Source organism: Cupriavidus sp. UYPR2.512, assembly GCF_000379565.1.
GTDB lineage: Bacteria > Pseudomonadota > Gammaproteobacteria > Burkholderiales > Burkholderiaceae > Cupriavidus.
In genome coordinates, this window is sequence record NZ_KB902987.1 from 26,326 (window position 1) to 40,821 (window position 14,496).

General features: G+C 65.9%; 12 protein-coding genes and 1 tRNA gene. 5 read left to right on the forward strand and 8 right to left on the reverse strand.

Translation table 11 applies throughout. The annotated features are described in order from the left end of the window. Window positions 1-51: 51 nt before the first annotated feature. The 3 genes from A3A5_RS0116365 to A3A5_RS0116375 all read left to right on the forward strand — a co-directional run bounded on the left by A3A5_RS0116365 (window position 52) and on the right by A3A5_RS0116375 (window position 3,175). Window positions 52-561, forward strand: coding sequence for a nucleoside deaminase (locus A3A5_RS0116365; RefSeq protein ID WP_018311630.1), 510 nt, complete (start codon window positions 52-54; stop codon window positions 559-561). A 143-nt stretch (window positions 562-704) separates the two neighbouring features. Continuing rightward, on the forward strand, window positions 705-896 hold the full coding sequence (locus tag A3A5_RS0116370; RefSeq protein ID WP_018311631.1) for a hypothetical protein: 192 nt from the start codon (window positions 705-707) through the stop codon (window positions 894-896). Between the two features lie 32 nt (window positions 897-928). Beyond that, window positions 929-3,175, forward strand: a complete 2,247-nt coding sequence (locus tag A3A5_RS0116375) for a phosphocholine-specific phospholipase C (protein ID WP_018311632.1) — start codon at window positions 929-931, stop codon at window positions 3,173-3,175. A gap of 63 nt (window positions 3,176-3,238) precedes the next feature. Here the strand turns inward: A3A5_RS0116375 and A3A5_RS0116380 are convergent. Continuing rightward, window positions 3,239-3,317 (reverse strand) — tRNA-Ile (locus A3A5_RS0116380). A 10-nt stretch (window positions 3,318-3,327) separates the two neighbouring features. Beyond that, a complete protein-coding gene (gene rpoD / locus A3A5_RS0116385) occupies window positions 3,328-5,682 on the reverse strand; it encodes an RNA polymerase sigma factor RpoD (RefSeq protein ID WP_232431360.1) in 2,355 nt (784 codons plus the stop codon). Here rpoD and A3A5_RS44825 point away from each other — a divergent pair. After that, window positions 5,594-5,989 carry a hypothetical protein gene (locus tag A3A5_RS44825; RefSeq protein WP_232431361.1) on the forward strand — a complete coding sequence of 132 codons (396 nt, stop codon included), beginning with the start codon at window positions 5,594-5,596 and terminating at the stop codon, window positions 5,987-5,989. The two genes, rpoD and A3A5_RS44825, sit on opposite strands and share 89 nt — an antisense overlap. A gap of 95 nt (window positions 5,990-6,084) precedes the next feature. Here A3A5_RS44825 and dnaG read toward each other — a convergent pair whose 3' ends face one another. The 4 genes from dnaG to A3A5_RS0116410 form a co-directional block, all read right to left on the reverse strand. Further along, complete coding sequence (gene dnaG, locus A3A5_RS0116395; protein WP_018311635.1) at window positions 6,085-7,896, reverse strand: DNA primase; 1,812 nt, start codon at window positions 7,894-7,896, stop codon at window positions 6,085-6,087. 201 nt (window positions 7,897-8,097) lie between these two features. Beyond that, entirely contained in the window at window positions 8,098-8,547 is a 450-nt protein-coding gene (locus A3A5_RS0116400) for a GatB/YqeY domain-containing protein (RefSeq protein ID WP_018311636.1), read from the reverse strand. A 127-nt stretch (window positions 8,548-8,674) separates the two neighbouring features. Further along, window positions 8,675-8,887, reverse strand: coding sequence for a 30S ribosomal protein S21 (rpsU, locus tag A3A5_RS0116405; RefSeq protein ID WP_018311637.1), 213 nt, complete (start codon window positions 8,885-8,887; stop codon window positions 8,675-8,677). A 135-nt stretch (window positions 8,888-9,022) separates the two neighbouring features. Then, window positions 9,023-10,288, reverse strand: coding sequence for an NAD(P)/FAD-dependent oxidoreductase (locus A3A5_RS0116410; RefSeq protein WP_026200837.1), 1,266 nt, complete (start codon window positions 10,286-10,288; stop codon window positions 9,023-9,025). Window positions 10,289-10,445: 157 nt separating this feature from the next. Between A3A5_RS0116410 and tsaD the strand changes: the two genes are divergently transcribed. Continuing rightward, window positions 10,446-11,480, forward strand: a complete 1,035-nt coding sequence (gene tsaD, locus A3A5_RS0116415; RefSeq protein ID WP_018311639.1) for a tRNA (adenosine(37)-N6)-threonylcarbamoyltransferase complex transferase subunit TsaD — start codon at window positions 10,446-10,448, stop codon at window positions 11,478-11,480. 60 nt (window positions 11,481-11,540) lie between these two features. On the opposite strand, the gene folE2 is transcribed toward tsaD, so the two are convergent. Both folE2 and dxs read right to left on the reverse strand, forming a co-directional pair. Further along, window positions 11,541-12,344, reverse strand: a complete 804-nt coding sequence (gene folE2, locus A3A5_RS0116420; protein WP_018311640.1) for a GTP cyclohydrolase FolE2 — start codon at window positions 12,342-12,344, stop codon at window positions 11,541-11,543. A gap of 217 nt (window positions 12,345-12,561) precedes the next feature. Next, the gene (gene dxs / locus A3A5_RS0116425) at window positions 12,562-14,478 is read right to left on the reverse strand and encodes a 1-deoxy-D-xylulose-5-phosphate synthase (protein ID WP_018311641.1); all 1,917 of its coding nucleotides are present in this window, start codon (window positions 14,476-14,478) and stop codon (window positions 12,562-12,564) included. Between the last annotated feature and the right edge of the window lie 18 nt (window positions 14,479-14,496).

Here is a 14,496-nt window from a genome sequence, read left to right on the forward strand (position 1 = left end):
CGAAGAGTCGACCCGTTCCTGATTTCTTTTCACCAACCGGAGACCCCAAGCATGACCCGAATCACAGACCCGTCCGGCACCGAACTGTCGCCGCTCGACCTGGGGCTGCTGCGCCAGTCGATCGCGCTGTCCGATGCATCCAGGGCCCGCGGCCGCCATCCGTTCGCCGCGCTAGTGGCCGACCAGGCCGGTAATATCATCGCCAGCGCCGGCAACAACTCGATGCCGCCGGAGGGCGACCCGACCCAGCACGCCGAACTGGTCGCCGCCGCGCAGGCCGCCCGTGCGCTGCCGCCTGAGCAACTGGCCAACTGCACCCTCTACACCAGCGCGGAGCCGTGCTGCATGTGCGCCGGCGCGATCTACTGGACCGGCATCGGGCGCGTGGTCTATGCGCTGTCAGAGCACAAGCTGCTGGGCCTGACCGGCGACCACCCGGAGAACCCGACCTTTTCGCTGCCCTGCCGCGAAGTGTTCGCGCGCGGTCAGCGCCAGGTGGATGTGGTCGGGCCGGTGCTGGAGGACGAAGCCGCGGCACCGCACGCAGGCTTCTGGAAGTAGCCATCCTGCCTGCCGTCCGCCAGCCCGGCGGACGGCACGGATCGGCGCCGGACATGCTGTCATCGGCACGTCACCCCGCCTTCCTACACTCGCCTGGCTCCGGCTCCCAGCAGCCGCCACACCAACTCAGCCAGGCGAACCCGATGCTCCCCTGCAAACTCCCGAGAACCCTGGCCGCGACCCTGATCGCGGCGGCATTGCTCACCGCATGCGGTGGCGATGACGGCGGCGGCAACCTGTCGCCGTCCGCGACTGTCACGCCGAACGCACAACCGGAACAAACCGGCAAGAAGCCAGACAAGCGGCCCGACCCGGTGATCCGCTGCGCCCCCTGACAACGCAAGCCCCGACGCAATCCGACAAGACCATGGTCTCTCGCCGCAAGTTCCTGCAAGCCGCAGCCGGCACCGGCTTCGCCGCCGCCGCGCTGGCCGCGTTCCCGCCCAGCATCCGCAAGGCCCTGGCGATCCAGGCCAACAATGCCACCGGCACCATCAACGATGTCGAGCATGTGGTGATCCTGATGCAGGAGAACCGTTCCTTCGACCACTACTTCGGCACACTCAAGGGCGTGCGCGGGTTCGGCGACCGCTTCACCATCCCGCTGCCCAATGCGCGCAAGGTATGGCAGCAACAGCGCTCCAACGGCGCCGTGCTGACTCCGTATCACCTGGATGGCACCAACAACAACGCGCAGCGCGCGGCCGGCACGCCGCATGCCTGGGTGGACAGCCAACAGGCCTGGGACCACGGCCGCATGGCCAACTGGCCGACGTACAAGACCAATACGTCAATGGGCTACTTCAAGGAGAGAGAGGTCCCGTTCCAGTTCGCACTGGCCAATGCCTTCACGCTGTGCGACGCCTACCACTGCTCGATGCATACGGGCACTGACGCGAACCGTTCGTTCCACCTGACCGGCACCAACGGCCCGACCGCCGCCAACGTCGCCTTCGTCAACAATGAGTGGGATGCGATCGACGGCCTGCCCGCCTCGGCCAACACCGGCTACACCTGGAAGACCTACGCCGAGCGGCTGGAAGCAGCCGGCATCAGCTGGATCTGTTACCAGAACATGCCGGACGAATGGGGCGACAACATGCTGGGTGCATTCCAGCAGTTCCGCAAGGCCAACTTGGCGTCGGGCTTTCCGGTATCCAGCGGAGGCGCGCCGGGCGCGCCCTATGCCAACACCGGCCAGCCGCTGCCGTACCACGCCTACGATGCGGCCACCGACAACGCCGCCAATCCGCTGTACAAGGGCGTGGCCAACACCCTGCCCGGCACCAGACCCGAGGAATACCTCGACGCCTTGCGCCGCGATATCAAGGAAGGCAGGCTGCCGCAGGTTTCCTGGATCAACGCGCCATCGATCTACTGCGAGCATCCCGGCCCCTCCAGCCCGGTCCAGGGCGCGTGGTTCCTGCAGGAAGTGCTGGACGCGCTGACCGCCGTGCCCGAGGTCTGGAGCAAGACCGTGCTGCTGGTCAACTTCGACGAGAACGACGGCTACTTCGACCACGTCCCCTCCCCCTCCGCGCCGTCGGTGAACCCCGACAGGACGCTGGCCGGCAAGGCAACGCTGAGCGACGCCGAAATGCAGGCCGAGTACTTCAACCATCCGGCGCCGCCGGGCAGCAGGACTCAGCCCGCTGCGGACGGCCGCGTCTACGGTCCCGGGCCGCGCGTGCCGCTTTACGCGATCTCGCCGTGGAGCCGCGGCGGCTGGGTCAATTCCCAGGTGTTCGACCACACCTCCGTGCTGCGCTTCCTGGAAGCGCGGTTCGGCGTGGCCGAACCCAACATCAGCCCGTTCCGCCGCGCCGTATGCGGCGACCTGACCAGCGCGTTCAACTTCAAGACGCCCAACTCAGAAGCCCTGCCCACCCTGGGCGGCCGCACCACGCGCGGCGACGCCGACCAGCTCCGCAAGGCCCAGCAGGCCCTGCCCGCGGTGCCGCTGCCGGTCGACATGCAATTGCCGCTGCAGGCCACCGGCACCCGCCCGTCACGCGCGCTGCCATATGAGCTGCACGCCAGCGCGCGCTGCAGCGCCGTGGGGCAGGTCGAACTGGTGTTCGCCAACACCGGCACGCAAGCCGCGGTGTTCCACGTCTACAACCGCTACCAGCTGGGACGCATTCCGCGCCGCTATGTCGTGGAAGCCGGCAAGTCCCTGAGCGACACCTGGAACGTGTTCCAGGACAACGCCGGGCAATACGACCTGTGGGTGCTGGGCCCCAACGGCTTCCACCGCCATTTCCGCGGCGATACCAACCGCATCGGCGACACTGGCATCGCACCGGAGATCCGCGTCTGCTACGACATTGCCAATGGCGATGTTTACGTCGACCTGATCAACGCCGGCCGCAAGGCCTGCCACTTCAACATCCAGGCGCTCGCGTACCGAACCGATGGCCCGTGGCCAGTCACTGTCGGCGCCAACGGCGACAAATCCGTGCATTGGTCGCTCGAGGAAAGCGGACAGTGGTATGACTTTGCCGTGACATGCGACAGCGACCCGGCCTTCTACCGACGCTTTGCGGGGCGGGTGGAGACTGGCAGGCATACGGTTAGCGACCCGGCGATGGGGTTGGTGACGGCGCAGGATTAAGCGGTAGTTCGAGACAGCAGAAAAAAAGGGACTGCAGGTATCACCTGCAGTCCCTTTTCACATTGGTGGGCCTCCCGTGAGTCGAACACGGCACCAACGGATTATGAGTCCGCTGCTCTAACCAGGCATGAGCTAGAGGCCCTTGGAAGCGTTTAGTTGCCTTCCAGGAAGCTCTTCAGCTTGTCCGAGCGGCTCGGGTGGCGCAGCTTGCGCAGTGCCTTGGCCTCGATCTGGCGGATACGCTCACGCGTGACGTCGAATTGCTTGCCGACCTCTTCCAGCGTGTGGTCGGTGCTCATTTCGATGCCGAAACGCATGCGCAGCACCTTGGCTTCGCGCGGCGTGAGCGAGTCCAGCACGTCCTTGACGACGTCGCGCATGGAGCCGTGCAGCGCCGCTTCGGCCGGGGCCAGCGTGTTGGTGTCCTCGATGAAGTCGCCCAGATGGGAGTCGTCGTCGTCACCGATCGGCGTTTCCATGGAGATCGGCTCTTTGGCGATCTTCATGATTTTGCGGATCTTGTCTTCCGGCATCTCCATCTTCTCGGCCAGCGTTGCCGGATCCGGCTCATTGCCGGTTTCCTGCAGGATCTGGCGCGAGATGCGGTTCATCTTGTTGATGGTCTCGATCATGTGCACCGGAATACGGATGGTGCGCGCCTGGTCGGCGATCGAGCGCGTGATGGCCTGGCGGATCCACCACGTGGCGTAGGTCGAGAACTTGTAGCCGCGGCGGTATTCGAACTTGTCCACTGCCTTCATCAGGCCGATATTGCCTTCCTGGATCAGGTCGAGGAACTGCAGGCCGCGGTTGGTGTACTTCTTGGCGATCGAGATCACCAGGCGCAGGTTGGCCTCGGTCATCTCGCGCTTGGCTTCGCGGGCACGACGCTCGCCCTCGGCCATCTTGCGGTTGACGCCCTTCAGTTCCTTCAGCGGCAGCACCACGCGCGACTGCAGGTCGATCAGCTTCTGCTGCAGCTCATGCACGGCCGGTACATTGCGCTCGACGATGGTGCTGTAGGGCTTGCCGTCGGCGACGATGGTGTGGACCCACTCGAGGTTGGTCTCGTTGCCAGGGAAGCGGGCGACGAACTCGGCGCGCGGCATGCCGCACTTGTCCACGATGGTGTTCAGGATGGCACGCTCGAGCTTGCGCACTTCGTCCACCTGGCCGCGCAGCGTGTCGCACAGGCGCTCGACATTGCGGGCGGTGAAGCGGATGCCCATCAGTTCGGCCTGGATGGCTTCCTGTGCCTTGACGTAGGGCTTGGAGTTGTAGCCTTCCTTCTCGAACGCGCGGCGCATCTTGTCGAACTGCTCGGCGATCACGCGGAATTTCTCCAGCGCGTTCTGCTTCAGTTCTTCCAGCTGGCGCGCGGAGGCGCCGGCACCGGCGCCGCCTTCATCGTCCTCATCCTCGTCGGCGTCTTCCTCGTCGTCGGACTCGAGGTCCTCTTCAGCGGCAGGCGCAGCGGCTGCAGCCGGAGACTCGGCCACATCCTCAGCGTTCGGGTCGATCAGGCCGTCGACAAATTCGTCGATCTTGATCTCGTCGTTGGCCACGCGCTCGGCATGGGCCAGGATCTCGGAGATGGTGACCGGGCAAGCCGAAATCGCCATCACCATGTCCTTCAGGCCGGCCTCGATGCGCTTGGCGATCTCGATTTCGCCTTCGCGCGTCAGCAGCTCGACCGTGCCCATTTCGCGCATGTACATGCGCACCGGGTCGGTGGTGCGGCCGAACTCGGAGTCCACCGTGGACAGGGCCGCTTCGGCCTCTTCCTCGGCCTCTTCCTCGCTGGTGGCGGACGGGGCGTTGTCGTTGAGCAGCAGCGTCTCGGCATCCGGCGCTTGTTCGTAGACAGCGATGCCGATGTCGTTCAGCGTGGCGACCAGCGTGTCGATCGTTTCCGAATCGACCATGTCGTCCGGCAGGTGATCGTTGATTTCCGCGTAGGTCAGGTAGCCGCGCGACTTGCCCAGCTTGATCAGCGCCTTGAGCTTCTGGCGGCGCAGTTCAAGCTCTTCTTCGGTGCCCTGCTGCGTCGAGGCGAACTCCTTGAGCAGGGCCTTTTCCTTGGCCTTGCGGTCCTTGGCTTTCTGCTTTTCGGTTTTCGGCGCCGCGGACGGTGTTGCCGCCGCGCGCGTATCGTTCTCGTAAAACTCTTCAGTCACGTCGTCTGTTGTGCTGTCGTCGTGCTGCATCTCGGCCTTGGGCTTGCGGCCACGCTTTTTCGGCTCCGGCTTGATTGCCGGCGCAGCGGGACGCTCGGATGCAACGGATGCAGGTGTCGCGGCACGCGCCTTGGTTGCCGTCGTGGTGGTGCCAGCCTTGGCTTCCCCACTCTTGGCGCCGGCGGCTGCCGCTCGCTTGCTCTCGACTTCGGTATTCTGCTGTTTCGCCACGGTGATACTCTTGCCTTTCACTGGTGCAGATGCGGCGACCTTGCCGCTCGTACTGGCGCTCTTGCCGCTCTCGCGTGCCGAAGTCGAGGCCTTTGTCATTTCGGATGTGCGAGTCCTGGCGGGAGTCGTCACGGCGGGCGCTTGCGCGCTACGCACGGACTTTGATGGCGCAGACCGGGCTGGTGTCTTGACTGACGCGGTCGATGTCTTCGCCGCCGTTGTTTTCACAGACGCCTTGCCGCTCCCTGATTGGGGAGCTTTAGAGGTAACCCTTTCGGTTGCTTTGGCCTTTGCCATTGGCACGCTCACTTTCACCAGAACTGGAGAGAAAGATTTCGCAATCCAAACCGTCTATTGTAGCACGCCACACATAGCCGGCTCCCTGTCAGGTGAGGTTTTCACCTGAAAAATCAAGGCTTAAGCTCGGCGGGGCCGGGCCCAGTCCCTTATCCAACGCTTGCTGCTGCCTCCTGGTTGATAGCCAGAGCGCCCACAGGCACCTCAGCCAAGTTGGCGCCGCCGGTGGATTTCGCCCACCAGCCAGCGCATGCGTTGCTTGGCCGCTTCATCGGCCGTGCCGGCCACCACCTCCGCCTGCAGGCCGTCGAGTTCGCGCCGCAAAGGCTCGGCCAGCAGCTTGGTAATGGCCGCATCGAAATCCTGTATTGCGGGTGCTTCTTCGATCTCTTCCCGCAGCACCGCGGTACGCGCCACGGCATAGACCTCGGCATAGGGCGACTGGGCCAGGTGTTCGCTGAAGGCAGCAAAATTGACCTCGCCCTGCACGCTGTCGCACGCCTCCACCAGGTGTGCCAGCACTTCACTGTCGCCGCTCTCGCCGCCCAGCAGCAGCGCGCGCGCATCCTCGTCAAGCCTTGCCGACAGCGCCGGATAGCACATCAGCAGCTGGATCACCCGCTGCTCCAGCCCGGTCGGGGCCTGGCGGCGGGTGCGCGGGCGCGGCTGGGCAAAGCGGCCGACGCGGGCCGGATCGCTGCGCAGCCCACAAATGGCCTCGATCTCCGCGGGTGTCGTTCCCGTGGCATCGGCAAGTTCGCGCACAATCTGAAGCCTCAGGCCGCCGGCGGGCATGGCCTGCAGCAGCGGCTTGGCCTCATACTGGGCCCGGGCGCGGCCCTCGGGCTGGCGCAGGTCCAGGTCCTCGGTGACCGACTGCAGCAGGAAACGCGACAGCGGCATGGCATTGCGCACCTGGGTGGCAAAGGCCTCGGTGCCCTCTTCGCGCACATAGCTGTCGGGATCGTGCTCGGCCGGCAGGAACAGGAAGCGGATAGTCTTGTTGTCCGCCACATGCGGCAGGCAGGCCTCCAGCGCGCGCCGGGCCGCGCGGCGCCCGGCGGAATCGCCATCGAACGAGAACACCACGGCGTCGGTCTGGCGCAGCAGCTTCTGCACATGCACGGGGGTGCACGCCGTGCCCAGGGTGGCAACGGCATTGGCAAAACCGAGCTGGGCCAGCGCCACGACGTCCATATACCCTTCGACCACCAGCACGTAGCCGGTTTCCCGGATCGCGTGACGGGCCTCGAACAGCCCGTACAACTCCGTGCCCTTGCTGAACAGCGGGGTTTCGGGCGAGTTCAGGTACTTCGGCTCGCCCTGCCCCATCACGCGGCCGCCGAAGCCGATCACGGCCCCCTTGGTGTTGCGGATAGGGAACATGATGCGGTCGCGGAAGCGGTCGTAGCGGCGCGGCTTGCCGTCCGCATCACGCTTCTCGCTTTCGATCAGCAGGCCGCACTCGACCAGCGGCGCCGACACGTTGTCATCACGATAGCTGCCGAACACGGCCTCCAGGCCCTGCCAGTCATCCGGGGCATAGCCCAGGCCGAAGTTGGCGGCGATCTCGCCGGTCAGGCCGCGGCCCTTCAGATACTGGACCGCCTGCGGCGCGCCGCGCAGCTGGCGGCGGTAGAAATCAGTGGCGCGGGTCATGGCGTCGGACAGCGCCACCGAACGGGCCTGCTGCTCCGCGCGCTGCCCGGGCGGCAGCCGGTCGCGCTCTTCCGGCACGCTCATGCCAACTGACTGGGCCAGTTCGCGCACCGCTTCCGGGTAGGACTGGCCGGAAAACTCCATCAGGAAGCCGATGGCCGAGCCGTGGGCGCCACATCCGAAGCAGTGGTAGAACTGCTTGGTCGGCGACACCGTGAATGACGGTGATTTCTCGTTATGGAAGGGGCACAGCCCCATGAAATTGGCGCCGCCCTTCTTCAGCTGCACATACTTGCCCACCACATCGACAATGTCGACACGGTTGAGCAGGTCCTGAATAAAGGATTGCGGAATCACCCGACTGACCGTCCTGAGGCATGGCCGTCCCGCGGCGGGCGGCTTCTTTTAGGAATGCGTGACCGGTGCGGCGCCCGGCTGCTATCGGAATATTGTAGTGCAGCGTGATAGAGCCGCCCGGACTGTATGACATCTCCGCGCAACTGCACCGAACCACGCAGATCCGGCGCTTATCTTGCCAGCAACCGATTAAATCAGTATTTACTTTGCTGCGAGTGCGGCCTTGACCAGGGCCGATACGGCGGTCATGTCGGCACGGCCGGCCAGCTTGCCCTTGAGCACGCCCATGACCTTGCCCATGTCCTGCGGACCGGCGGCACCAGTGTCGGCAACGGCCTGCCGGACTTCGGCGGCGACCTCCTCGTCGGACAGCGCGGCGGGCATGTAGACCTTCAGCACCTCGATCTCGGCCAGTTCCTTGTCGGCCAGGTCATTGCGGCCTGCCTGCTGGAATTGCGAAATCGAGTCCTTGCGCTGCTTGATCAGTTTTTCGACCACGGCCAGCACAGCGGTATCGTCCAGTTCCACGCGCTCATCGACTTCGCGCTGCTTGATGGCGGCCAGCAGCAGGCGGATGGTGCCGAGGCGCTCCGTTTCGCGGGCGCGCATGGCGGCCTTCATGTCTTCGCTGATACGGGCTTTGAGGGACATCGTGATCTTCCAGAAAGTGGGTGGACACTCACAGGTGGCGGCGGCGACCGCCCGCTGCAAGGCCCAGAACGCAAAAACCCGCCGAAGCGTATGCCACAGCGGGTCGGATGCAAGCGGGAGCGCCGGGTCAGTATAGTTTCTTTGGCAGCATCTGGCCGCGGATGCGCTTGTAATGGCGCTTTTCGGCGGCTGCCTTCTTGCGCTTGCGCGCGGCGGTGGGCTTTTCGTAAAACTCGCGTGCCCGCAGTTCCGGGAGCAGCCCGTTCTTCTCGACGGTGCGCTTGAAACGGCGCATGGCAACTTCAAAAGGCTCGTTTTCCTTGAGACGGATCGTGGTCATTTGGCCAGAAAATAAAGAATTTTCGGGATAAGCGGCTCTACGAAGTTCTGGATTGTAGCATCAACAATCCAACGGGGAAGTGGCGTGCAGTGACACTTGCCGAGTGCCGCGCATTGCCCTCCAGCCATCGCCAGACTACCCCTGGGCTACCGATTGCCCTGCCGACGCGGTGCGCGATGCCTCTGCCGCGGCCTGCCCCGCCGCCACCGCGGATGCCCATGCCCACTGGAAGTTGTAGCCGCCCAGCCAGCCGGTCACGTCCACCACCTCGCCGATGAAATACAGGCCGGGCACCTCGCGGGCCATCATGGTGGTCGACGAGAGCGCCCGCGTGTCGACGCCGCCCAGCGTGACCTCGGCCTTGCGGTAGCCCTCGGTGCCCGACGGCACGATGCGCCAGCCGTTGAGCGTGGCCCCCAGCTTGCGCAGGCCCTTGTCGGTCACATCATGCAGCGGCATGGTTGCATCCACGCCCGAGGCCGCGCACCAGGCATCGGCCAGCCGCGCCGGCAGCCGTTGCGCCAGCAGGTTGCCCAGGTGCTTGCGGCTGCCGGCCTTCTGCTCCAGCAACCAGGCGGCGGCATCCTCGCCATCAAAAAGGTCGATGGCGATCGGCGTGCCGGGGCGCCAGTAGCTTGAGATCTGCAGCACGGCGGGACCGGACAGGCCGCGGTGCGTCCACAGCAGGTCTTCGCGGAAAGCGCCAGCCGCCTTGCCGCTGCCGGTGGCGATATCCACTTCCAGCGACACGCCGGCCAGCGGCGCGAACGGCGCCCAGTCCTTGCCATCGAAAGTCAGCGGCACCAGCGCCGGGCGGGTTTCGACAATGCCCAGCCCGAACTGCCGCGCGATCCGATAGCCAAAGTCAGTGGCGCCGATCTTGGGAATCGACAACCCGCCGGTGGCCACCACCAGCGCCCCGGCCCGCACCGTGCCGGTGGCGGTGAGCAGCAGGAAGTCGTCGCCCTCGCGCCGGATCTCGGCCACGGTGCACCCGGTCTGCCAGCGCACGTGGCCGGTGTCGCATTCGGCGCGCAGCATGGCGATCACGTCTTCGGCGCTGTCATTGCAGAACAGCTGGCCGCGATGCTTCTCGTGCCAGTCGATGCCATAGCGGCGCATCAGGCCAAGAAAATCCTGCGGTGTGTAGCGCGCCAGCGCCGAACGGCAGAAGTGCGGATTGGACGACAGATAGTTGGCCGGCCCGGCCTGCAGGTTGGTGAAATTGCAGCGCCCGCCACCGGAGATGCGAATCTTCTCGGCAAGCTTGGTGGCATGGTCGATCAGCACCACGCGCGCGCCGTTCTGGCCGGCCACGGCGGCACACATCATGCCGGCCGCGCCCGCACCCAGCACGGCCACGTCATACCGGCCCGTCCGGGCCGATGTTGCCCCGCTCATTGCACGCCTCGCGCATCCATGTGTATTGCCACCGCCAGAGAAAGGGCAGATTGTAGCGAAAAGCACGCCGCGCGCCGCTGTGCTACCCTGCGCGCTTCCTGCAACCTGTTGTTTCGACAGCCGTTTCCCTGACCGGAGACGGCCCTATGCGCTTCCCATGCTTGTCCTCGGCATCGAATCCTCCTGCGACGAAACCGGCCTCGCCCTCTATGACACCGGGGCCGGCCTGCTCGCGCATGCGCTGCACTCGCAGATCGCCATGCACCGCGACTACGGCGGCGTGGTGCCGGAACTGGCGTCGCGCGACCATATCCGCCGCGTGCTGCCGCTGCTGGAGCAGGTGCTGGCCGATGCCGGCCGTACGCGCCAGGACATCGACGCCATCGCCTTCACCCAGGGCCCTGGTCTGGCCGGCGCACTGCTGGTGGGCGCCTCGGTGGCCAATGCACTGGGCTTTGCGCTGAACGTGCCGATGGTGGGCGTGCACCACCTGGAAGGCCACCTGCTGTCGCCGCTGCTGACGCGCGAGCCGCCGCCCTTCCCGTTCGTGGCGCTGCTGGTGTCGGGCGGGCATACGCAACTGATGGAAGTGCGCGGCATCGGCGACTACACGCTGCTGGGCGAGACACTGGACGACGCCGCCGGCGAGGCCTTCGACAAGACCGCCAAGCTGCTGGGCCTGGGCTATCCGGGCGGCCCGGAAGTGTCGCGGCTGGCCGAATTCGGCATCCCCGGCGCCTTTGCGCTGCCGCGGCCGATGCTGCATTCTGGCAACCTGGATTTCTCCTTCGCCGGGCTGAAGACCGCGGTGCTGACGCAAACCCGCAAGCTCGCCAATACCTGCGAGCAGGACCGCGCCAACCTGGCGCGCGCCTTTGTCGATGCCATTGTCGACGTGCTGGCCGCCAAGTCGATGGCGGCGCTCAAGCAGACCGGCCACAAGCGGCTGGTGGTGGCCGGGGGGGTGGGCGCCAACCGGCAACTGCGCGAGCGGCTGGACCAGCTTGGCAAGCAACGCAAGCTTGAGGTCTATTACCCGGACCTGGCGTTCTGCACCGACAACGGCGCGATGATCGCGTTTGCCGGCGCGATGCGCCTGCAGGCCGCGCCCGAACTGGCACGGCACGAGTATGGCTACGGCGTGACGCCGCGCTGGGACCTGGCGGATATCCGCCTGCCTTCGGCGGCCTGAACCGGACCAAAGAAAGAGCCACCGCATGCGGTGGCTCTTTCTGTTGCAGCGACAACGCGGTCAGTCGACGCGCTTGTCCCGCTCGATCACCGCATACGCGCTGTGGTTGTGGATCGACTCAAAGTTCTCCGCCTCCAGCACATAAGCCACGATGCGGTCATCCGCGTTCAGCCGCATGGCAATATCGCGCACCAGGTCCTCGACGAACTTGGGGTTCTCATAGGCGCGCTCGGTGACGAACTTCTCGTCGGGGCGCTTGAGCAGGCCCCACAGCTCGCATGAAGCCTCTTCCTCGGCCATGCGGACCAGTGCTTCCACCGGCAGCTCGCCGGCCAGTTCCACGTCCATGGTGATATGCGAACGCTGGTTGTGCGCGCCGTACTGCGAGATTTTTTTCGAGCACGGGCACAGGCTGGTCACCGGCACCAGCGCCTTCAGGAACACGCGCGTGGCGCCGTTGCGCACTTCGCCGGTCAGCGTGACCTCATAGTCCAGCAGCGACTCCACGCCCGACACCGGCGCGATCTTGCTGATGAAGTACGGAAAGGTGACCTCGATACGGCCAGCCTCGGCTTCCAGCTTTTCCAGCATCTTGTCCAGCATCAGCCGGAAGCTGGACAGCTCCAGCGGAGCGCGCTCTTCTTCCAGCAGTGCGACGAAGCGCGACATATGCGTGCCCTTCTGGTCCGCCGGCAGGTGCACGTCGAGATTGAAGGTGCCCACGGTCGGCACGATGCCGGTCGGGGTCTTCAGGGTCACGGGATAACGCACGCCCTTGACACCGACACGCTGGATCGGAATCTGGCGGGTGTCGGGGCTCGACTGGACGTCGGGCATGACGAAGGCGGGATTGATGTCATTCATCTACGGTTTCCTCCAGGGTCGCACCCAAGGGGGCGGCACGAGCCCTTACGGTCGCGGCATTTTCGCAGTCCATCCATGCCGCGCAACGAGTGTGAAACCACGGGATCCGGCAAATGGCGCGCCGGCCCGCAGCTGCGAACACAAAAAAAGGGGAGTTTAAGGGAATTCGGACGCACTCGTGGCGCGAGGGCCGAATCCCCTTCGGGACAGCAGGTGATCAGGCCACGCGCGAGGCGACCGTGACCTTGGGCTGGTCCAGCCCGAAGCGCTCGCGCACCGAGCGCTCGATGCCAGCCGCATCCAGGCCGCATTGCTGCAGCAGATAGGCCGGGTCGCCGTGGTCGACGAAGCGGTCGGGCAGGCCCAGCGTCAGCACCGGCTTGTCGATGCCGGCCTCGGCCAGCGCTTCGAGCACGGCGCTGCCGGCGCCGCCCATCACGCTGCCCTCTTCCACCGTCACCAGGTAGTCGTTCTCCGCGGCCAGGCGCTTGACCAGTTCCACGTCGAGCGGCTTGACGAAGCGCATGTCGGCGACCGCGGCGTCCAGCGCCTCGGCGGCACCGAGGGCCGGGTGCACCATCGAGCCGAACGCCAGGAAGCCCACGCGATGCCCCGCGCGCGCACCGCCCTCGCGACGCACCACGCCCTTGCCGACCGGCACGGTGGTGAGCTCGGCGGCAATGGCCGCGCCCGGGCCGGAGCCGCGCGGATAGCGCACGGCGCTCGGGCAGGTCTGGTGGAACGCCGTGGTCAGCAGCTGACGGCACTCGTTCTCGTCAGACGGCGTCATCACCATCATGTTGGGGATGCAGCGCAGGTAGGCGATATCGTAGGCACCCGCGTGCGTGGCGCCGTCGGCGCCGACCAGGCCGGCGCGGTCCAGCGCGAACACCACCGGCAGGTTCTGCAGCGCCACGTCGTGGATCAGCTGGTCATAGCCGCGCTGCAGGAAGGTCGAGTAGATCGCCACCACCGGCTTCAGGCCCTCGCAGGCCAGGCCGCCGGCAAAGGTCACGGCGTGCTGCTCGGCGATGCCCACGTCGTAGTAGCGGTCGGGGAAGCGCTTCTCGAACTCGACCATGCCCGAACCCTCGCGCATCGCCGGGGTAATGCCGACCAGGCGCTTGTCGGCCGCGGCCATGTCGCACAGCCAGTCGCCGAACACCTGGGTGTAGGTCTTGCGCGCGGGCTTGGCCGCCGGGCGAATGCCCTCGGCCGGATCGAACTTGCCGGGGCCGTGGTACAGGATCGGGTCGGCTTCGGCCAGCTTGTAGCCCTGGCCCTTCTTGGTCACCACGTGCAGGAACTGCGGGCCCGCGCCCTCGAGTGCGCGCTGGCGGATATTCAGCAGCGTCGGCACCAGCGAGTTCAGGTCATGGCCGTCGATCGGGCCGATGTAGTTGAAGCCGAATTCCTCGAACAGCGTGGCCGGCACCATCATGCCCTTGGCATGTTCTTCGAAGCGCTTGGCGAACTCCAGCACCGGCGGCGCCACCGACAGGACTTTCTCGATGCCCTTCTTGGTGGCCGCGTAGAACTGGCCGCTCAGCAGCCGCGCCAGGTGGCGGTTGAGCGCGCCCACTGGCGGCGAGATCGACATGTCGTTGTCGTTGAGCACCACCACCAGCGGCAGGTCCTTGTAGACGCCGGCGTTGTTCAGGGCCTCGAAGGCCATGCCCGCGGTCATGGCGCCGTCACCGATCACCGCCACCGAGACGCGCTTCTCGCCCAGCGTGCGCGCGCCCAGCGCCATGCCCAGCGCAGCCGAGATCGAGGTCGACGAATGCGCCGTGCCAAAGGTGTCGTATTCGCTCTCGCTGCGGCGCGGGAAGCCCGAGATGCCGCCCCACTGGCGCAGCGTGCCCATGCGCTCGCGGCGCCCGGTCAGGATCTTGTGCGGGTAGCTCTGGTGGCCCACGTCCCACACCAGCCGGTCGTCCGGGGTATTGAAGACGTAGTGCAGCGCGATGGTCAGCTCGACCGTGCCCAGGTTGGACGACAGGTGGCCGCCGGTCTGCGAGACCGACTCCAGCACATAGGCGCGCAGTTCGTCCGCCAGGGTCTGGAGCTCACGCCGGTCGAGCTTGCGCAGGTCTGCGGGGGCGTCAATCTTGTTGAGAAGTGCGTAGGTCATGATGTCCGTTCGGCCGGC

Excerpts from the sequence above, each read along its gene's own strand:
- A3A5_RS0116410 (WP_026200837.1), bottom strand. The coding sequence starts at position 10,288 with ATGAGCGGGGCAACATCGGCCCGGACGGGCCGGTATGACGTGGCCGTG.
- rpoD (WP_232431360.1), bottom strand. The coding sequence starts at position 5,682 with ATGACAAAGGCCTCGACTTCGGCACGCGAGAGCGGCAAGAGCGCCAGT.
- tsaD (WP_018311639.1), top strand. The coding sequence starts at position 10,446 with ATGCTTGTCCTCGGCATCGAATCCTCCTGCGACGAAACCGGCCTCGCC.
- A3A5_RS0116400 (WP_018311636.1), bottom strand. The coding sequence starts at position 8,547 with ATGTCCCTCAAAGCCCGTATCAGCGAAGACATGAAGGCCGCCATGCGC.
- A3A5_RS0116365 (WP_018311630.1), top strand. The coding sequence starts at position 52 with ATGACCCGAATCACAGACCCGTCCGGCACCGAACTGTCGCCGCTCGAC.
- rpsU (WP_018311637.1), bottom strand. The coding sequence starts at position 8,887 with ATGACCACGATCCGTCTCAAGGAAAACGAGCCTTTTGAAGTTGCCATG.
- dxs (WP_018311641.1), bottom strand. The coding sequence starts at position 14,478 with ATGACCTACGCACTTCTCAACAAGATTGACGCCCCCGCAGACCTGCGC.
- A3A5_RS0116370 (WP_018311631.1), top strand. The coding sequence starts at position 705 with ATGCTCCCCTGCAAACTCCCGAGAACCCTGGCCGCGACCCTGATCGCG.
- folE2 (WP_018311640.1), bottom strand. The coding sequence starts at position 12,344 with ATGAATGACATCAATCCCGCCTTCGTCATGCCCGACGTCCAGTCGAGC.
- A3A5_RS0116375 (WP_018311632.1), top strand. The coding sequence starts at position 929 with ATGGTCTCTCGCCGCAAGTTCCTGCAAGCCGCAGCCGGCACCGGCTTC.